The sequence below is a fragment of the Photobacterium sp. GB-36 genome (assembly GCF_003026135.1).
Lineage (GTDB): Bacteria > Pseudomonadota > Gammaproteobacteria > Enterobacterales > Vibrionaceae > Photobacterium.
On the sequence record NZ_PYNY01000011.1, the window covers coordinates 114,182 to 132,522 of the forward strand.

The 18,341-nt window shown below is 37.8% G+C and carries 18 protein-coding genes and 1 pseudogene; 12 read left to right on the top strand and 7 right to left on the bottom strand.

The window, feature by feature from the left end; translation table 11 throughout:
* Nucleotides 1-5: 5 nt before the first annotated feature.
* Nucleotides 6-605: a GTP cyclohydrolase II gene (gene ribA, locus C9J46_RS12040; RefSeq protein ID WP_199188082.1), complete on the top strand. Its 600-nt coding sequence runs from the start codon at nucleotides 6-8 to the stop codon at nucleotides 603-605.
* 329 nt (nucleotides 606-934) lie between these two features.
* Nucleotides 935-2,149, top strand: a complete 1,215-nt coding sequence (gene emrD / locus C9J46_RS12045) for a multidrug efflux MFS transporter EmrD (protein ID WP_107206436.1) — start codon at nucleotides 935-937, stop codon at nucleotides 2,147-2,149.
* A gap of 96 nt (nucleotides 2,150-2,245) precedes the next feature.
* Here the strand turns inward: emrD and C9J46_RS12050 are convergent, their stop codons facing one another.
* Nucleotides 2,246-2,572, bottom strand: a complete 327-nt coding sequence (locus C9J46_RS12050) for an HI1450 family dsDNA-mimic protein (RefSeq protein ID WP_107290948.1) — start codon at nucleotides 2,570-2,572, stop codon at nucleotides 2,246-2,248.
* Nucleotides 2,573-2,813: 241 nt separating this feature from the next.
* On the opposite strand from C9J46_RS12050, the gene C9J46_RS12055 reads away from it, so the two are divergent.
* From C9J46_RS12055 to C9J46_RS12065, 3 genes are all read left to right on the top strand, one after another.
* A complete protein-coding gene (locus C9J46_RS12055) occupies nucleotides 2,814-3,584 on the top strand; it encodes a nucleotidyltransferase domain-containing protein (protein ID WP_107287615.1) in 771 nt (256 codons plus the stop codon).
* 24 nt (nucleotides 3,585-3,608) lie between these two features.
* Complete coding sequence (locus C9J46_RS12060) at nucleotides 3,609-5,993, top strand: DNA polymerase II (protein WP_107290949.1); 2,385 nt, start codon at nucleotides 3,609-3,611, stop codon at nucleotides 5,991-5,993.
* 100 nt (nucleotides 5,994-6,093) lie between these two features.
* Nucleotides 6,094-6,624: a YqhA family protein gene (locus C9J46_RS12065; RefSeq protein WP_107206439.1), complete on the top strand. Its 531-nt coding sequence runs from the start codon at nucleotides 6,094-6,096 to the stop codon at nucleotides 6,622-6,624.
* 65 nt (nucleotides 6,625-6,689) lie between these two features.
* On the opposite strand, the gene C9J46_RS12070 is transcribed toward C9J46_RS12065, so the two are convergent.
* The gene (locus tag C9J46_RS12070) at nucleotides 6,690-7,007 is read right to left on the bottom strand and encodes a hypothetical protein (RefSeq protein ID WP_107206440.1); all 318 of its coding nucleotides are present in this window, start codon (nucleotides 7,005-7,007) and stop codon (nucleotides 6,690-6,692) included.
* 258 nt (nucleotides 7,008-7,265) lie between these two features.
* Here C9J46_RS12070 and C9J46_RS12075 point away from each other — a divergent pair, with 258 nt between their 5' ends.
* Nucleotides 7,266-7,529, top strand: a complete 264-nt coding sequence (locus C9J46_RS12075) for a DUF1289 domain-containing protein (RefSeq protein ID WP_107290950.1) — start codon at nucleotides 7,266-7,268, stop codon at nucleotides 7,527-7,529.
* Between the two features lie 78 nt (nucleotides 7,530-7,607).
* On the opposite strand, the gene rplY is transcribed toward C9J46_RS12075, so the two are convergent.
* Nucleotides 7,608-7,886, bottom strand: coding sequence for a 50S ribosomal protein L25 (gene rplY / locus C9J46_RS12080; RefSeq protein WP_045150345.1), 279 nt, complete (start codon nucleotides 7,884-7,886; stop codon nucleotides 7,608-7,610).
* Between the two features lie 378 nt (nucleotides 7,887-8,264).
* Between rplY and C9J46_RS12085 the strand changes: the two genes are divergently transcribed.
* From C9J46_RS12085 to C9J46_RS12115, 6 genes are all read left to right on the top strand, one after another.
* On the top strand, nucleotides 8,265-10,304 hold the full coding sequence (locus C9J46_RS12085; RefSeq protein WP_107290951.1) for a TonB-dependent hemoglobin/transferrin/lactoferrin family receptor: 2,040 nt from the start codon (nucleotides 8,265-8,267) through the stop codon (nucleotides 10,302-10,304).
* 994 nt (nucleotides 10,305-11,298) lie between these two features.
* Nucleotides 11,299-12,717 carry a disulfide bond formation protein B gene (locus C9J46_RS12095; RefSeq protein WP_199187086.1) on the top strand — a complete coding sequence of 473 codons (1,419 nt, stop codon included), beginning with the start codon at nucleotides 11,299-11,301 and terminating at the stop codon, nucleotides 12,715-12,717.
* Between the two features lie 389 nt (nucleotides 12,718-13,106).
* On the top strand, nucleotides 13,107-13,682 hold the full coding sequence (locus C9J46_RS12100) for a class I SAM-dependent methyltransferase (RefSeq protein WP_107206443.1): 576 nt from the start codon (nucleotides 13,107-13,109) through the stop codon (nucleotides 13,680-13,682).
* A 60-nt stretch (nucleotides 13,683-13,742) separates the two neighbouring features.
* The gene (locus tag C9J46_RS12105; protein WP_045128468.1) at nucleotides 13,743-14,120 is read left to right on the top strand and encodes an MmcQ/YjbR family DNA-binding protein; all 378 of its coding nucleotides are present in this window, start codon (nucleotides 13,743-13,745) and stop codon (nucleotides 14,118-14,120) included.
* Nucleotides 14,121-14,152: 32 nt separating this feature from the next.
* Entirely contained in the window at nucleotides 14,153-14,626 is a 474-nt protein-coding gene (locus tag C9J46_RS12110) for an ASCH domain-containing protein (protein WP_107206444.1), read from the top strand.
* A gap of 221 nt (nucleotides 14,627-14,847) precedes the next feature.
* Nucleotides 14,848-15,420 carry a protocatechuate 3,4-dioxygenase gene (locus C9J46_RS12115; RefSeq protein ID WP_107206445.1) on the top strand — a complete coding sequence of 191 codons (573 nt, stop codon included), beginning with the start codon at nucleotides 14,848-14,850 and terminating at the stop codon, nucleotides 15,418-15,420.
* Between the two features lie 42 nt (nucleotides 15,421-15,462).
* On the opposite strand, the pseudogene C9J46_RS21805 reads toward C9J46_RS12115, so the two are convergent.
* The 4 genes and pseudogenes from C9J46_RS21805 to C9J46_RS12135 all read right to left on the bottom strand — a co-directional run.
* Nucleotides 15,463-15,635, bottom strand: a pseudogene (locus C9J46_RS21805) (LysR family transcriptional regulator); the annotation flags it as partial.
* A gap of 43 nt (nucleotides 15,636-15,678) precedes the next feature.
* Complete coding sequence (locus C9J46_RS12125) at nucleotides 15,679-16,461, bottom strand: GyrI-like domain-containing protein (RefSeq protein ID WP_107206480.1); 783 nt, start codon at nucleotides 16,459-16,461, stop codon at nucleotides 15,679-15,681.
* A 247-nt stretch (nucleotides 16,462-16,708) separates the two neighbouring features.
* Complete coding sequence (locus C9J46_RS12130; RefSeq protein WP_107290952.1) at nucleotides 16,709-17,449, bottom strand: DUF2931 family protein; 741 nt, start codon at nucleotides 17,447-17,449, stop codon at nucleotides 16,709-16,711.
* Between the two features lie 81 nt (nucleotides 17,450-17,530).
* The gene (locus tag C9J46_RS12135) at nucleotides 17,531-18,265 is read right to left on the bottom strand and encodes a DUF2931 family protein (protein ID WP_107206447.1); all 735 of its coding nucleotides are present in this window, start codon (nucleotides 18,263-18,265) and stop codon (nucleotides 17,531-17,533) included.
* Between the last annotated feature and the right edge of the window lie 76 nt (nucleotides 18,266-18,341).

An 18,341-nucleotide genomic window follows, 5' to 3' on the forward strand; every position in this document is an offset into this window, starting at 1 on the left:
AGAATATGGTAAATGTTAGGGCGAGAGTGCCTTTTAAAGTTGGTTTAAAAAGCAATATTCCTGCAGATTTGCTTTCGTTCAACGGGCTTGAGTCTGGTAAAGAACACGTTGCCGTTATTTTTAAAGATGCAGATAAAACGACAGCACCTTTGGTGCGTATGCATTCTGAATGTTTAACTGGTGATGTTTTCCACTCATCTCGATGTGACTGTGGTGAACAGTTAGATGAAACTATTGAAAAGATGGGGGAGTTAGGCGGTATTATTCTTTATCTTCGTCAAGAAGGGCGTGGTATAGGTTTGTACAATAAAATTGATGCTTATAAGCTTCAAAGTGAAGGTATGAACACATATGAAGCAAACAATCATCTAGGTTTTGGTGACGATTTACGTGATTTCAGTGAAGCGGCATATATGTTGAAAGCACTGGGTTTAACTGAGATTCGACTTGTTACTAATAACCCTAAAAAGATTCGTGAATTAAGCGAAAATGGTATCAATATTGTTGAAGTTGTTGGTACTAAAGCGCATGTAAAAGATGGTAATGAAAGTTATCTTAAAACCAAAGCAAGTCATGGTCATCATCGCTTATATTTCGAAAGTTAAGTTGTATTATCTGTAAAAAAAAGCCCTGTATTGCTCGCAGGGCTTTTTTGTTTCTGTGCAATTTTTCTGAACAAGATTCCCCACACTTACACATTAGAAAATGTAATCCAAATTCAAAATTTATTCGTGCTAAATCAAGCAATATCTTCTTGTCATAATCCAGCATCAAGATTAACATCTCGTCTTAAATTTAGTCATAGGTTCTAATATAAGAATATTTATTGAATGTTGAATTCAATATTTATTGTTAGGTTAGAGTTTTATCCTGTTTGAAGGGCTCGTTTTTATTTTATCGGGTTCTTTGCAAAATATTATTCTGTCTGAGGGTAATGGTTGTGGTTAAGCAATCGTCTTCGAATATGGGCAAGTTCCTATTCTTGCTTATTATATTTATTGCTGTAGGGCAAATGACCCAAACAATGTACGTGCCAGCAATTCCAGAAATGGCGACGTTCTTTGGTGTTAGAGCTGCTTCTTTACAGGCAGTGATGGCCGCGTATTTAATTCCTTATGGTTTATCGCAGTTTGTTTATGGGCCGTTATCTGATCGTATTGGCCGACGTCCCGTAATGATCAGCGGTATGGTCATTTTCTTGATCGGTACTGTTATTGCGTTAGTAGCCCCAAGTTTTGAAGTACTACTCCTTGCTAGTTTTATCCAAGGTATGGGTACTGGTACCAGTGGTGCAATGAGCCGAACAGTTACACGCGATTGTTATGACGGTGATGACTTACATAAAGTAAATAGTTTAGTCAGTATGGGGGTGATATTTTCTCCATTGATCGCACCTGTATTAGGGGGCTATTTATCAGAGCATCTAGGCTGGGAATCTATTTATATTTACCTTTTAGGTTTTGGTTCACTTGTAACACTTGCCCTCATGCGTTCTTTTGGTGAAACATTACCCGTTGAAAATCGCCGAGCGGAGCGAGTATGGGTAAGTTACCGTTATGTGTTATCTAATCGTCGTTTCCAAGGTTATGTGGTGTGTTTAATTGCCACATTTGCAGGTGTCGCTACGTTTGAAGCATCGGCAGGGGTATTACTGGGTAGTGTGTTAAAACTGGATCCAAGTACCGTAAGTTGGTTATTCATTCTGCCTTTGCCGGGTTATTTATTGGGTTCTTGGGGCTCAAATAAATTGATGAAGCGATTGGGTACCAACCGCGTTTTATTCTTGGGTATGTTTGCCTTACTTGCAGGTGCTATTACGATTATTATTCCAGGCATGGAGGGGCTGGTAACGGTGACGAGTTTAATTGGTGGTGCGTTTATTTATTTTATGGGCGCTGGGGTTTTATTTCCTGCTGCTACCACATTAGCAATTCAGCCGTTTCCGCAACATGCAGGTACAGCTGGAGCCGTACTTGGTGGTCTTCAGAATTTAGGCGCAGGTTTAGCTACATTAGCAGCATCAGCAATGAGTGCGCAAAGCCAATTTAATTTAGGTGCAGTACTTGCAGTAATGGCAATTCTTGTTGTGTTGAGTTTGGTGTGGATCCGACGCAGTGAGAAACATGACATCACAATACTGGCAAGTTAATTAAGCTCGATTATTGTGTTGTGAAAGTAAAAAAGGCGATATTACATCCATTAAAAAGATGTTGATATCGCCTTTTTTCTATTAGGAATACGATGATTAATCGCGTTTCCATAAAATATGGCAGCCTTTGTTTTCAGGATCACGGCTAATTAGCATACGCGCAAATACGTCATCGAGTTCATCGTTTTCTTCATTAACAAGACCAATGATAACCTCAGCAAAAAGCTCTTTATCCACATCAAAACCAGCGTGCTCTGCCCAGTCATCACGTGTTTCAACGATTTCAGCTGCACCACGATCTTCAAATTGTGCAGTGAAGAGTAATACGTCTGCTGGCTCTAAGTTATCTTGTGCCATTTCTAAGAAAATATCGTATGCCGTCTTCTGCTTGAAAAAAAAAAAAATCAGGTTTTGAGTTTCCATAGATTAAGATCTGTCTCTTTGTGTGTAAGAGTGGTGATTATACTAAAACCTCGCTAAGAAGCGATGCCTATAATGGTTTGAATGAAAATTTAAGCAGAAAAACAACGATTTTGAGTATTTACTTTCGATAGGTTGAATTTGGTAGTATATAGAGAGAATAAAGCATAAAAATCTATATTTTTATTACGATTTGTTATTGCTGTTTTTTACGGATTGAAGCTGTCTATGAGTTGTATTTGTAATGAAAACATTACCTGTTCTTGATGAATTAACCCCATTTCAAGCACCTTATATGCCAGTGTTATTAGCTTTGGTAAAACAGTTGCAGGCTGAGTTTTCAGAGCAGATACATAGCATATACCTAAATGGTAGTGTAGCCGCTCGTTGCGCGATAACAGAACGTTCGGATCTTAATATAACACTGGTTGTTAATAGATCATTATCAGCATCAGAACAACGCGTATTAGACTCACTAAGCCAACAAATAGCCTATCGTTTTAACGTTATTACTCAGGTTGATCTGACGGTGGTTACGAAAGATGAAGCGATGACACTAGCATCGATCTTTAAATGGGGTTTTTGGTTTAAGCACTGTAGCGTCTGTCTTTATGGCGATAGCTTGGCAACACAATTTGGTTTGTTTGAACCGAGTTGGGAGATAGCAAAAGCGTTTAATAGTGATATAAAAACGGTACTTGCGGATTGTCGTAGTAAAATTATGGCAACGAAAAGCGTGACAGAATATAACGCATTGTGCCGAAAGGTGGGTAAAAAGATGCTACGAAGCTGTTTTATGCTGGTGGCACATCGCACATCGAGTTTAGCTTATAGTGAACAGCAATGTGCTGATTTCTTTCTTCATTTTTATCCTGACAAAACAGTCGATATTGAACGCATTCAAATTCTTATCAATGGGCCGCAAGTGCCCAAACGTGCCGCTTTGTTTTTAGTTGAACATGTCGGTAATTGGATTGTGGCGGAGTTTGAAAAAATAGAAAAAAAGATCGGGTGATCTTATCAACAGCAGAGGTTTTATTTGCAGTCGTTAACAACGGGTTTTGTATTAACTCGCCAAAGTCGTGATATTAATGGACAAACAGAAATCATTCTCTGGGTTAAAACAGAAAATGGTCCATGTCGTTTGTCTATTATGGGCGAAAAGCCTGTATTCTTTGTTCGTACAGAGCAAAAAGCGCAAGCTCAACAGGTATTAACGAATGCGAATATCTCCACAGAGTGGAAAGATCTTCCTCTTAAAACGTTTCAGCATCATGTTGTTTCTGCCTGTTATTGCCACACTATTCGCGATGGCTTCGCTGCGGTAAAAGCACTTTCGGCCGAACTTATTGATGTTTTTGAATCGGATATTCGTTTAGCTGATCGCTACTTAATGGAGCGTTTTGTTCGTGGTGGCTTGGTTTTTACCGGTGAACAACGCCAGCGTGCTGGTCATATTGAAGTCACAAAAACCAAAGTAAAACCGGTTGATTATGTGCCAACACTGAGTGTCGTGTCGTTAGATATTGAGTGTTCTGAAAAAGGCGTACTGTATTCTATTGGTTTACACAGCGATGCTGATAGCCGAGTGATCATGGTGGGGCAAGCACCTGACGGTTATAGCGAGTCTAGTGACTTGTTCATCGAGTGGGTCGAAAATGAAAAGGCATTATTACAGTCGCTAGAGTCGTGGTTCATGGCTTTTGATCCTGATGTGATTATCGGATGGAACGTTATCGATTTTGATTTTCGTTTATTACTGCATCGTGCTGAGTGGAATAAAGTTAATTTACGCATTGGTCGTGGACGACAAACACCGCATTATCGACCATCTTCGCAAAATCCTAATCAAGGGTTTATGACTGTTCCTGGGCGAGTCGTCATGGATGGTATTGATACGCTTAAAACTGCGACTTATAACTTCCGTTCATGGTCGCTAGAGTCGGTTTCACAAGAATTATTGGGTGAAGGTAAAGCGATTCATAACGTCCATGATCGGATGGCGGAAATTAATCATATGTTTCGCCATGATAAGCTCTCACTTGCTAAATATAACTTACAAGATTGTGAGTTGGTGACTCGCATTTTTGAACATACTCATTTACTCGATTTTGCTATTGAACGCTGCCGTTTAACGGGCGTTGAATTGGATCGTGTAGGGGGCTCAGTTGCCGCCTTTACCAACCTTTATATGCCACAATTACACCGAGCAGGTTATATCGCCCCAAACCTTGTTAGTGATAATTGGATTGCAAGTCCCGGCGGTTATGTGATGGACTCTAAACCCGGGTTGTATGATTCTGTATTAGTTCTTGATTTTAAATCACTATATCCTTCGATTATCCGATCTTTTCGGATTGATCCTATGGGGCTAGTAGAAGGATTAAATCAAGAAGAAGGTAAAGCGGAACACCAAGCCATTAATGGATTTCGCGGCGGACGTTTTCATCGGACCAAGCATTTCTTGCCGAAGATGATTGAAGATTTATGGGCCGCACGTGATCAAGCTAAACGTGATGGCGAAAAAGCGTTTTCCCAAGCCATTAAAATTATCATGAACTCATTTTATGGTGTATTAGGATCGTCAGGTTGTCGTTTCTTTGATCACCGTTTAGCTTCCTCGATTACCATGCGCGGTCATGAAATCATGAAATTAACTCGAGAGTTAATTGAAGCTAAAGGCTATGAAGTGATTTATGGTGACACCGACTCAACATTTGTATCACTCAAAAAAGCCCATTCACAAGAAGATGCAAATGCGATTGGTCATGACTTAGTGGCTTATATTAATCAGTGGTGGACAGAACACCTACGTGATGAATATGGCTTAACATCGGCTCTTGAAATTGAATATGAAACCCATTACCACAAGTTTTTAATGCCCACTATTCGGGGACAAGAAACAGGCAGTAAAAAACGGTATGCCGGCTTAGTGTGGCGAGGGGATAAAGAAGAGATTGTCTTTAAAGGGTTAGAGACGGTACGAACTGATTGGACACCACTCGCTCAGCATTTTCAGCAGTCACTGTATCAAATGGTTTTCCATGATCAGGATGTTGATGACTATGTCCGTGATTATACGCAGCGAACATTAGCAGGGGAGTTTGATGATTTGCTTATTTATCGTAAACGATTAAGACGAAATTTAGCGGATTATCAGAAAAATATACCACCACAGGTGCGTGCAGCCCGTTTAGCTGATGAAATGAACCTAAAATTAGGTCGTCCTCGTCAATATCAAAATAAAGGGACGATTGAATATGTATTTACAGTATCAGGTGCTGAGCCAAGCGAGTATCGTCAAAGCCCTATCGACTATAACCATTATATTGATAAGCAATTAAAGCCAGTTGCTGATGGTATCTTGCCGTTTATAGGTAAATACTTTGATGAGATTACTGCACCGCAGTTAGGGTTGTTTTAACGATTATCATAATGGTTGTTTATTCTTTTTTCACATTCACTGTTGCTAGTAGTTTATGGTTTATTCTTTATAATGTGAAAAACTTTTAGATTATCCCATTATGAAAAAAACATTTAATGCTTTTCGATATGTAGGCTGGTTAGCTATCATTTGCTCTACTCTTGGCTCATTGTTGCTGTTTATTGTTGGTTCAATGAAAACGTATACCGCGTTTACTGTGGTGTTTTTTAATGCAGTACCGCATAACAGCCTAGTGCATTTAGATACTGCAGATATAGCGACGTATTATTTAATCAAGTCACTCGATATTTTTTTAATCGCTTTTGTATTGTTTATTTTTGCACACGGTGTATTCACACTATTTATATCAAATAAAAAATCGCCAGACGCAGATAAAACAAATGTTTTAGGTTGGATCAAAACACCTAATATTGGGCATTTAAAAAATGTATTAGCAGAAGTCATTGTGATCATTCTTTTTGTTAAGTTCTTAGAAGCGGTATTGGTCAATTTCAATAATCTTGATTGGAAGATACTTATTTTACCCGTTTCTATTTTATTACTTAGCCTAGGATTGAAGTTTTTAAACTTAGCTGAAGAATCGGATGATCGCGTTGAAGAAAACGACTAATATTTGGAAATGATATAAAAAAACGCGCTATATAAGCGCGTTTTTTTGTTGCTAATAAATAAAAACTATTTAAAGAATTCAACTTTAGATACGTCTTTAGTATTGGCAAGAATAGGATCAAAATTGATCACACCACGGTTTTGAGTACAGATCTTGTACACATCACCACATTCAAAAATAGCTAAAATTTCTTCAGGTGCACGGAATATTTCTGGCGGAAGTTTACCTACTTCGCCAATACATACCGTTCCTTCATGTGACCAAACTAACTTACTTACGCGTTTACTGTCGCTCGGAATAGGTGCTGAGACATGTGCAGCAATCGAGGAATAAACAGATTCCGCTTGTTCAAGGTCTTTAGCCGATGGTACAAAAAAATCCATGGTTCCCTCCTTTGATATATCTATTCGGGGACATGACTAGATATATAATGTAAAAATTAGTTATCAGCCATGACAACTCGAATAACCTTATCAGAGTTGAGGTGATGAAAGCAACTAACATAACTGACTATTTTTTCATAAAATCAATACAGAATTAACGAATTAGCAAAATTTTGTTAGTGTTTTTCACTTAATAACAGCACGAGTTATAAAAATCTATTATTCTCATTAAAGGTATGATGATGAAATTTAATAGGCATGGAACAGAAAGACTTTTTTGATATTCCAAGTCCCTGTAAGCGCATATGTGAAGTGAATAATAAGGGGTATTGCAAAGGATGCTTCCGTAGTAGGGAAGAGCGTTTGTATTGGCTTAAAATGACCGATGATGAAAAACATCTAGTACTTGATATATGTCGTCGCCGCAAACAGCAAGTACTAAGGCGTCACCGAGCTAAATTGCAGCAAGAGTTAGATAAGAATATTGAGCGAGAGGATGATCCGCAACAGTCGTTGTTTTAGTAAATATATCGATACAGTTATTTAGATATAAAAAAAGCACTCCGAAGAGTGCTTAATAAAACGTTTATGAACTCGCAATTAGATGCGTTTGAAGTCCATGTGTTCAACTTTAGGCTTGAACGGGTGACGTTGAATGTCTTGAGGTTTAACTTTAACTTCTTGACCGTCGATTACTAGTACGAAACCTTCGTAGAACTCAGGCTTGTCCATTTGGTTGATAACATCGCTGTGCTTAAGAGCGATAGCAACTGGTGCTGCTTCACCACCGTAAATGATACCTGGGAATTGCTCTTGAAGACGTAGGCGGCGGCTCGCACCTTTACCTAGGTCAGTACGTACTACTGCATTAAATTTCATAATCAATACTCTTTGATATAAATGATTCACTAAGTAATGCGACCTTACTTAGCGTCGTAAAACGAGCGCGCATACTAACAATCATATTGCTGTTAAGCAAGCGTATTAAAGTGAAAAATAATACTTATTAAATAACAAATAAATAGATGAGCGAATTGCTATCTTTTTGTGTGAAAAATACACGTTAATTATACCGTGACCACTTTTTCTTATTTTAGGTAATCAATAATACAAAGCCTATATCGCAATGAGTATTCCTTATGGTAATGATAATTAAATAAATATCATTTCTTAATCTAAATGATAGTAATTATCGTTTTTGTTTGTAATAATGTTTGCGAATTTTGTTACAAATAAAAAATTGTGAAGTAGGGATATATGAACAAGCAGTTAACTCTGATCGCCAGCTCTTTAGTCGCGGTCCTTTCTCCATCCGTTTATGCCAGCAACGATGTTTCTCAATTTGATGAGATTGTTGTTTCGGCTTCGAGAGTTGATGAAACTAACCAAGATAAAACAAGGACGGTTGCAAAAGTTAGCAGCGAAGAACTTGATGAAATGCAGGTTAATTCAGTCGCTGAAGCGGTAAAATTCATACCAAACGTGTCTGTTGCTGGTGGTAATGTTGCGAGTAATCAATCTATTAATATTCGTGGCTTAGAAGGGAATAAAGTCCTACAGGTTATTGATGGTAACCGCCAAAATGCCCAATTTGATCACCGACCATCCTTTTTCTTAGACCCAACTTTGATCAGTGACATTGAGGTAGTAAAAGGCCCTGTGAGTTCTTTATATGGCTCAGGTGCAATTGGTGGTGTGGTTATTCAAAATACAATCACTGCAGATGATTTAGTCGAAGATACAGGCTTTGGTGGCAAAGTTAAGACGGGCTATCAGAGTAACGGAAATGTTGTTACCACCGTTGGTGCGATTGCTAACAAACAAGATAATGTTGATTGGTTACTAGCCGGTAGTTACCAAGACAGTGGTGTGATGGAGCAAGGCAATGGCTATAAGCTCTATGGTACTGAAGCGATTAATAAGACGGGGTTAGCGAAATTTAATTGGCACTTTACCGATAGTCAAAGCATTGGTTTAGATTACCGCATTTCTGATTATGACGGGCACCCACCAGTTGTCGGCTCGACTGAGCCATTAAGTACAGAAGATAAACTGATTGATCGTACGTCCACGGATCAAAACATTACATTAAAGTACGCTTATAACCCTGAAAGTAACTTCATTGATAGTGCATTTAGAGTTTATCGTAACGACACAGATATTAAAGAGTTGGGTAATGGCAGTACTGAAAAAGATATCAGCTCTATCACCACAACAGGTTTTTCTGTTACCAATAAATCTGATTTAGATCGTTTTCAAGTCTTTATTGGTGCTGATGGCTATGAAGATAAGTTAGATACTAAACGTCCAGTAACAACCTCAGGTCGTCCAACACCTCCTGATGGTGCTAAAGCAACAACCTTAGGTGGCTTTGCTCATGTTAATTACGCCTTATTAGAGTCACTTGAACTAGATGCTGGCTTACGTTACGACACGTTTGAGTCAAAAGCAGAAGGGTTCGAAAATAATAAGCAAGATGCTTGGTCTCCATCTGTAGGTGCTAACTGGCAGGCGACAGATTGGATGGCATGGTCATTAAGATATGACGAAGCATTCAGAGCGGCAAGTACGTCTGAATTATTTATGGACGGTACTCACTTTGCAATGGGGCCTATTACCAATGTATTTGTACCTAACCCGAATTTGAAGCCAGAGCAGGCACATAATATCGAGTTAAAAGGTACATTTAATTTTGATAACCTTATTGGTGATGATGAATTACTGATCACCGCTAGCGTTTTCCAAAATAAAGTTAAAGATTTTATCAATCTCGATGTAACAGTACCAAGCCGTAGCGAAATGATAGCGTGTATGATGGCAAACCGAGGATCTGGTGTTGGTTGTGGTGGTACAAGTACTTCAGATAACATTGATAATGCGAAGCTAAAAGGGTTTGAAGTCGTTGCCCAGTACCGTTATGACAGATTAAATACATTGTTATCGTACGGTCAAACTCGTGGTAAAGATGAAAATACGGGTGAGTGGTTAAGTAATATCCCTGCCGATAAATGGGTAGCGCAAGTTGATTACGGTATTTGGGAAATTGACACCAAGGTAGGTACACGCGCAATTTTTGCCAGCACTCAAGATCGCCTTCCAAAAGGTGATAGCGAAGGCCCTTATAAGTCTTATGAACTTGTTGATTTCTATGCCTCATGGGAGCCAACCTCAAACATGGAAGGCTTAACTGTTGATTTCACTGTCGCCAATGCGTTTGATGAAAACTACCGTACACCGTGGACGCAAGTTTATGAGCCAGGTCGTTCATACAAAATTTCTGCTGAATATAAGTTCTAATCGTTTAATACTTATATAAATAAAAACGCACAGTTTTACCTAAAGTAAGCTGTGCGTTTTTTTATTATATAGAAGCAGGTGACTATTTTAAGAACGCACTGTCTTCCAATACAATCAAAGGCTCGATATCACCGTCTTTTTTAATTACCAATGAATCATCCGAACGCACATATACACCGCCATAGTTCCTATCAACGGTAAAAGAACAAAGCTGAATATATTTATTGGCGACGTTAGGTAAACACCATTGCTGTTGGTAGATGTTTTCACCAAGCTAAAACGTTCATCCAAAGCTTGCAAAGTAGCAATGTGAACTGAAACGATGCTTCAATAATTTGGGCGCTCTATGGAATATTTTTGTTAGTCGTTATGCAATTGTCTCATTAGTGATGTTTATCGTCTGAATGTTGTTATTGGTATTTTTGTACAGTCTGTATGATCAATTCGTCACACCAATATGAGGATAAAAAATGTTAGATACTCAAAGTCTTCGTAATATTGCGATTTTCGCTCATGTTGCACACAAACAAGAACTCTGTAAATAGACAGACGTATCAACACGAAGAGTAAGCTCTTAGCGTCTAATGATCACTTGGTAAGTGGCCATATTTATATTAATCGTGCTCATAATAAAGCTGATTTACTGGTGAGACTTCATACGTTATTTGATGCACACCAAAAGCCATGTGCTTAAAAATGCCCACTTAATATCAAAATTGTTATTACGAATATATAAAGAAATCGGTAATAAATTTAGCCGATAGAAATAGTTTTTAAGTCATCAGATATAGATGATATCTATTAATTAAATAAGTAAGGTGCGAAATTGGAATTTTTAATATTATTTATAATTTTAATATCTTCATTATTAGTTGTATTTTATCCAAAAAGAAAAAACTTGAGTGATGCTTCTTTATTTTTTTCTGTCATTTTTAGTGTTTTATTATCTCTTGTTGTTTGTTGGAATATGATACTACCTATGGGGAACTACTAATTGAAACGTTTAAATAGTTCTCAAACATCCTTGTTGTTATCGGTTTTATCTTTGGGATTAACCCTGATCCCTATTGGTATTGCAACTGTGATACTTGGCTATATTCTGGGTGATAATCCTTGTATATTATGTTGGCAGGAAAGAATTGCAATCATACTTCTTTCTCTTTGTGCTTTATATATGTCTCGATATGGTTTGAGATTAAAATATATTAGTACCTATTATATTATATGTATTTACGGGTTATGGTTAAGTATATTGCATAGCTCTGTACATCTTGGACAAGATATTGGGCAGGGGTTTGGTGGTTTAATACTCGGTGCTCATGCTTATACATGGGGTGTGTTCTTATTTATAGCTAACTTATTAATTATGTCTTTATTGATAGGTTTTTCAAATGAAGACTCATTAAAAAATACAACGCGGGTTCGTTGGGGGACGTTCCATAAAGTCTCAGGATATAGCTTTATTATTGTTATATCTTTAAACGTAATTCAAGCATTCACTCAAGTTGGTCCACCGCCATATATTGGTCAAGCAAGCCCGCAAAACTTTAGTTATGACTTAAGTAAAACGGTTTGGACAACAAAACATTGGCCTACGTGGAGTCATTTTTCATTTAAAGCTAATAATTACATTGAACAACCTGAATTTACTACATTGACGGCTAATGAAAACACTAAACTTGAACATGCGAACGAATTGCTGAAGATAGAAAATACTGCTCTTCCAGCTAATGTTACCGGTCGAGTAACAGCGATAAGTTATGATGAGAAAAGAAGTGTAATTGCTATTGCGACAAATAAAAACTGGATTTATTTACTTGATAAGACGGCATCAAAAATATTAAGCCAATATAAAGTAGACCCAAAATTTGATAAAGATGTAAATAATATCTCTGGCGTTTTTTTTGATAAAAACGGAGAAATCATTGTAACGTCTGTTTATAAAAGTTATGTAAAGCTATCCGTTGATGATTCATATCGCATGAAAGAAATGGGTAGAGGGAACTTAAAGACAGTTCGAGCTAGTAAAAGTTATATAGGTAGCAGTGCATTATCTTTATTAGATAATGAATATCTAACCTTGTCTTTGCCTAATAAAGTCAATGATTTTATTGTGTTATCAAGATTTAGCCGTAAAGATATGATGTTAAACGCTGAACAGATCATATCAATGAAAACGAAAGCGGTTCCTATAATAACCGGTATGGAAGTTACAGATAACGCAATTATTTTATTAAACAACTCAGGTAAGCAACTGATAGTTTTAGATAAAGAATCAAACAAACCTATAAATGTTTATGATATTGATGATGTTAATAACCCGCAAGGGGTGACAATTATTTCTAATAAAGTCTTAATTACAGATGAAGACGCTGGTAATAAGAGAGTAAAAACATATTTACTGCCTATTTAGCCTGTCAAAAAATAGGGTGAATAAAAGGTTAAGTTATTGCTTAGCCTTTTTTCGTCTCTATATAACTAGTTATAATAAAGGTTGAGAGATTTATCGCTTTAATCCTTTTTTAATAAGCAATATTTCTTACTTTCCATATCCAATTAAAAATCATTGGGTGTGAAAAATCGCTATCAAGCTCATAATATGTAGAGATTATATCGATTATGATAAAGATATTATAGATGTGTATTTTCACGTAAAAGTAAGGATGCTTATTAATAGCCTGTTATGTGTCTTCGTTTTTCAATCAGGCTGATGCTGAAACATAAGTCATTTTCGCTTCGCTAAAAAGTATGGCATCAAATTTTTCACGTTAAGATTATGTTATATGACAGAGGGAGGAAATCATGAGTGAATGGGATTCTGTGGCAGATCGAGTCAATTTTAATTTAAAAATATCAACTGATGATTTTGTCGCATCTGTACCTCTTGAATCAAAAATTTTGGACTTTGGTTGTGGATATGGGCGCATCACAAAACAGATATCAGAGCTTGGTTATCGTGAAGTCGTTGGCGTCGATTCATCGAAAGAAATGGTAAGCCGAGGTTTGAGCGAATGTCCAGAGCTTGATTTAAGATATTTATCAACTGAGGTTTTGCCTTTCCATGATGGCGAATTTGATTCGATAGTTTTGTGTGCCGTACTCACTTGTATCCCAGAACAAAGCTGTCGTAACAATATACTTAGCGAACTACACCGAGTGCTCAAACCTCAGGGTATTATTTATCTAGCTGAGTTTTGTTCAGACCAAAGCTTACATTTTGTTTCAGGTACAGGCGTATCGATGTGGCATAGTTCCAAAGCAGAGTTTGAAGCGTTACTAACAAACTTTAATATTGAGAGTTCTACGTTGGTCGATAACTCGACTATATCAGGTCATAAAAGTAAAGCAATCCATATCATCGCGCGAAAAGTCATATAACAGTTAAAGTTAATATTGGAAATACTTAACGCGGCTACATGATCTAATAGGGAAGTCAGTATGAACTACGAAGAATTTAACCATTTTTGCGGTTCTTTTGCTGGAACAAGTCACGTTGTTCAATGGGGGAATTCCGATGTATGGAAAGTCGGTGGTAAAGTCTTTGCCATAGGTGGTTGGAGCGATGGTTCCCAAGCTGCATTTACGTTTAAAACGTCTAACTTAAATTTCGAGTTTTTGAGTAATAGTGATGGTTATAAACCTGCGCCATATTTTGCCAATCGTGGAATGAAGTGGATACAGCAAATTGAGACCTCGGGTAAATTAGACGACGATTTAAAGTATTATTTGTCTGAGTCTTACCGAATCGTAGCTAGTGGTTTAAGTAAGCGTAAACAACAAGAGTTGGGCATCGAGAGCCTAGCTGAACCACGCTAATAAGCGTTCAAGACGAAAATTGAGTAAAGATCATGGATGAAAGAAGTAAATTATTCCTAGAACAATATCTTAGTTCTCTGACCTGTGACAATGCATCAAAGTACACCTCATTTAGTTCCGATTATTTTTGTGCCGACGAATATAATGCAAACCTATGCGCTGATCTCATATTACGTGGTGAAAAACGAGCCTCATGCAGTTTAGAGATTTGGTATAGCGAACAAGGTGAGCTTATGCCTGAAGTGGGACATCTTCAGGTTGTAACTAATTGGTCTGGTGAACCCGTTTGTATTATAGAAATAACTTCCGTATCAAAGTGCAAATACAATGAAATTACGGCTGAGTTTGCTGAGTTAGAAGGTGAAGGTGACAAAACACTAGGCTGGTGGAAAAAAGCTCATTGGAATTTCTTCTCAAAAGAGTGCGAAGAACTCAATATCAGTCCATCAGAAGATATGGTGCTTGTCTTAGAGCATTTTAAAACTGTGTACCCAGCGAAAAAATAACAAGTTGTTTAGAGTGTTTTACCATATGGGCATTTTAGTGTGTGCTGGTTTTAGTGTTTAAGTTAGTTTGCTGAGACTTCGGTATTGCTTGCTTCACATCTTAACAAGGTTTTATATCCAAATGTTTCTGATGCTGATAAAACTATATTATCCACAGCACTAGTCTTGGCAAATCGTTCAATTTTAACCAAACTTAACTAAAACTAGCGATTGGTGACACCATGGAACGACGACACTTTTTAGCGCTTTTGAGTTTGATTTTTACGACAGGTTTAAAGGCCAAAACGCCGATACAGTTAACACCTGAACAAGCAGAAGGGCCATTTTATCCGGTCGATCGTATTCCTCTTCGATCAAATTTATTACTTCAGACTGAAGGATTAATTGGAGAGCCCATTATATTGCAAGGGAAAGTAGTGGATACAACGGGAAACCCTGTTTCAGGCATCAAACTAGAAATCTGGCAGTGTGATGGGCAAGGTATCTATTCTCACCCAAACCAGCCAAATAACGATATGTTTGATGCTCACTTTGCTGGGTTTGGCGCGGTGGAAACTCAATCGGATGGACGCTACTTATTCCAGACATTGTATCCTGTACCTTACGCCTCTCGTCCGCCACACATTCATGTTAAGTTGTGGCGTGGTAATCAAGAGCTACTTACCACCCAATTGTACTTAAAAGGTAATACTGGTAATGAATGGTGGGGTGGAAAAGCCCGTGATCATCTACAGTTTGAAACTATGCGAATCGACGGGCGTTTAACTGGTGAATTTACCTTTGTAATTGGCTAGCGAATCCGTTTAAGGCATTAGCTTAACAAATTGTTCCATGCGTTATTTTTCCAATATTGGATGAGGTTCGGCTTCCGTGACTAGAACGATATCCACAGAAGGTTGCAATGGCATATTATCTAAAGTATTAAGATCGTCTTAACGCTAATAATGTCCATTGCACTTATTGCTATTCCCGAGCTAACAATCGCTCTCTGTGCAGATGCCATATTACAGCCTCGACGCAGGTCCGAGTCTATTACTTCCCTTAGCCACTTACTATTTTATCGGTAGGTAGATCTCCGTTAACAACTCACATTCATTGACTTCATGAACAAAATTTAAATAACGAAAGTAACAAGGATACTCTCTTAATTCTTCTTTACTATCTGGCAGCCATTTTTGATATAAGTGATACAAGGTGTCGCCAATGCTGTCATGGCTTCCTTTATGGATTGCCATAGCGCACCTGCCACTTGGTATTGTTCCAGATTTTATTCCATAGGTGTTCTCTGGAACCTCTCCTTTGTGCGAGCCACAGATATCAAACTGAAACTCATCATCTGGCGTATCGCTTGGGTCAGAGTGAGGAATACCAAATGTTTCGCTGGTTTTTATTGGAGATAAACCTGTCGATTTTCGCCAATTTATAAACTTAGCTGCTGTCTCGTATACCAGTAGTGGGCTACCTTTATGTTCAATTAATGCAACTTCTCTTTTTTCGAAATCTACGATTTGAACATTCATTACACTTTCTCCTGTTATTGGTGGATGATATTCATACTTTGAGTGCCAAGAACGCCACTCAGGCTGATTTCTAAATTGGGAAGGTGTTTGCCCGAATATCCTTGAAAAAGCACGCGTAAAGGCTTCTAGGCTTTCGAATTGAGCTTCAAAAGCAATATCAGTAACACTGAACTGTGACTCAAATGCTAACCTGAAAGAAGCGCGTTTCATTCGTGCTAGCAACACATGTTGCATAGCACTGATCCCCATGAATGCCTTAAAGATACGGTGAAAGTGGTACTTTGAACTGGCAGCGACAGTACTTAGTTGCCACATCATTAATTAATAACGCATATCTTAACTACATGGTACTCAGTGCTTACTTCTATCTATTTCTTGTCCCGAATTTTCAAAGTTGGCACTTCGTAACACAAAAGTGCCCCTTTATCAGTTAGACCTAATACTCATTCATATTGTGTTAACGTGATTTTGGATTAGTTTTTATAATGTTTTAATGTAATGGTTTGACGAATCATATAAAACTAAAACGCCTCACAGAAACCTGTGAGGCGATAGGCCAATATTAATGAAGCTGATCTACAATATAATTTTCTGATGTATAAACCTTATTTACCTTGTCCCAAGGGATAGGTGTCAAGGTTGCGTGAGCTTTTTTAGCTCTTTTTTTTACATATTCTGTTGCTTGGAAATATTGTTTCGATGTGATTGAATTATAGTCAGTATCAGGCATGCTAGTTGGCGATAGCTCAGTAACGTACGTATACTTGCCACACCCTTCAAGCCACACTTTCACTTGCCCATTTGGTAGGAAACCAAAATCAAATTGACTTTGATAGCAAGTACGTTTTATTCCGTCAGATTCCACATGATGCTGTTGTGTATACATCAGCGCTTTCATTTTTGGGGTGACATCTAATTCAGTAATATAGAACTTCGCATTAAAAAGGGATGTCCAGTAAAGCACGACTTTATCGGGTAGATGATTGGTTTTCATAATCTGTTCATAGTAAGCAATTGTAGAATAACTTCTTAATGGCATACCATAACCATCATAATTAGGTAAAAAGCCCTTTATACGCTTAAAATCACTAACCGTCATAAATTGACTATGAGTGTGTAAAATAGAGGTCCAATCTTCTTGCGTGTTAATACCATATGCTTTAGTGACTCTGACAGGGTAAAATGATGGCATAGCGTAACCAACCGTCCAATCAGGAACTTCATCAGGTACGCGTTCTCTATTCATCATGCTACAACCAGCCAGTAATAGGCAGAGCACCCCTGTTGATATAATATTTTTCATTTACTGTCCTTGTGTAATGAATGCTGAATCTAGCTCTTTCATTGAGCGCCTCACAGGTTTCTGTGAGGCGATAAGTCAATATTAATGAAGCTGGTCAACAGTAAAATGTTTAGATGTATAAACCTTATTTACCTTGTCCCAAGGGATAGGCGTTAAGGTTGCGTTAGCCTTTTTAGCTCTTTTAAGTACAGCGTTTCTTGTCTGGTTATGATCAGAGTAAGTACTTCCGTTATAGTCCGTTTCGGGTGTGCTCGTTGGTGACAGTTCAGTAACGTACGTATATTTGCCACACCCTTCAAGCCACACTTTCACTTGTCCATTTGGTAGAAAACCAAAATCAAATGTCGTTTGGTAGCAAGCTCGTTTTATTCCATCTGGTCGAATGTAACTTTGCTTTTTATAGGCCAGCGCTTTCATTTTTTGGGTGACATCTAATTCAGTAATATAGAACTTCGCGTCAAAAAGGGACGTCCAATAAAGCACAACTTTATCGGGTAAATGATTTGTATATCTTATCTGGGAGTATTGAGCGATCCCAAAAGTTAACGATAATCCATATCCATCATAGTCCGGTTGAGACTGTTTAATTCGTTCTAAATCGCTGATTCTCATAAATTGACTATGAGTGTGTAAAATAGAGGTCCAATCTTCTTGCGTGTTTATACCATATGCTTTAGTGACTCTGACAGGGTAAAATGATGGCATAGCGTAACCAACCGTCCAATCAGGAACTTCATCAGGTACGCGTTCTCTATTTATCATGCTACAACCAGCCAGTAATAGGCAGAGCACCCCTGTTGATATGATCTTTTTCATTTACTGTCCTTGTGTAATGAATGCTGAATCTAGCTCTTTCATTGAGCGCCTTACAGAAAATAGTGAGGCGGTAAAC

What these genes read in the sequence shown, in the direction of transcription:
- ribA (WP_199188082.1), top strand. Translation starts at nt 6, where the DNA reads ATGGTAAATGTTAGGGCGAGAGTGCCTTTTAAAGTTGGTTTAAAAAGC.
- C9J46_RS12085 (WP_107290951.1), top strand. Translation starts at nt 8,265, where the DNA reads ATGAACAAGCAGTTAACTCTGATCGCCAGCTCTTTAGTCGCGGTCCTT.
- C9J46_RS12130 (WP_107290952.1), bottom strand. Translation starts at nt 17,449, where the DNA reads ATGAAAAATATTATATCAACAGGGGTGCTCTGCCTATTACTGGCTGGT.
- C9J46_RS12065 (WP_107206439.1), top strand. Translation starts at nt 6,094, where the DNA reads ATGAAAAAAACATTTAATGCTTTTCGATATGTAGGCTGGTTAGCTATC.
- C9J46_RS12075 (WP_107290950.1), top strand. Translation starts at nt 7,266, where the DNA reads ATGGAACAGAAAGACTTTTTTGATATTCCAAGTCCCTGTAAGCGCATA.
- emrD (WP_107206436.1), top strand. Translation starts at nt 935, where the DNA reads ATGGTTGTGGTTAAGCAATCGTCTTCGAATATGGGCAAGTTCCTATTC.
- rplY (WP_045150345.1), bottom strand. Translation starts at nt 7,886, where the DNA reads ATGAAATTTAATGCAGTAGTACGTACTGACCTAGGTAAAGGTGCGAGC.
- C9J46_RS12115 (WP_107206445.1), top strand. Translation starts at nt 14,848, where the DNA reads ATGGAACGACGACACTTTTTAGCGCTTTTGAGTTTGATTTTTACGACA.
- C9J46_RS12135 (WP_107206447.1), bottom strand. Translation starts at nt 18,265, where the DNA reads ATGAAAAAGATCATATCAACAGGGGTGCTCTGCCTATTACTGGCTGGT.
- C9J46_RS12105 (WP_045128468.1), top strand. Translation starts at nt 13,743, where the DNA reads ATGAACTACGAAGAATTTAACCATTTTTGCGGTTCTTTTGCTGGAACA.
- C9J46_RS12100 (WP_107206443.1), top strand. Translation starts at nt 13,107, where the DNA reads ATGAGTGAATGGGATTCTGTGGCAGATCGAGTCAATTTTAATTTAAAA.
- C9J46_RS12125 (WP_107206480.1), bottom strand. Translation starts at nt 16,461, where the DNA reads ATGTGGCAACTAAGTACTGTCGCTGCCAGTTCAAAGTACCACTTTCAC.
- C9J46_RS12110 (WP_107206444.1), top strand. Translation starts at nt 14,153, where the DNA reads ATGGATGAAAGAAGTAAATTATTCCTAGAACAATATCTTAGTTCTCTG.
- C9J46_RS12050 (WP_107290948.1), bottom strand. Translation starts at nt 2,572, where the DNA reads ATGGAAACTCAAAACCTGATTTTTTTTTTTTTCAAGCAGAAGACGGCA.
- C9J46_RS12055 (WP_107287615.1), top strand. Translation starts at nt 2,814, where the DNA reads ATGAAAACATTACCTGTTCTTGATGAATTAACCCCATTTCAAGCACCT.
- C9J46_RS12070 (WP_107206440.1), bottom strand. Translation starts at nt 7,007, where the DNA reads ATGGATTTTTTTGTACCATCGGCTAAAGACCTTGAACAAGCGGAATCT.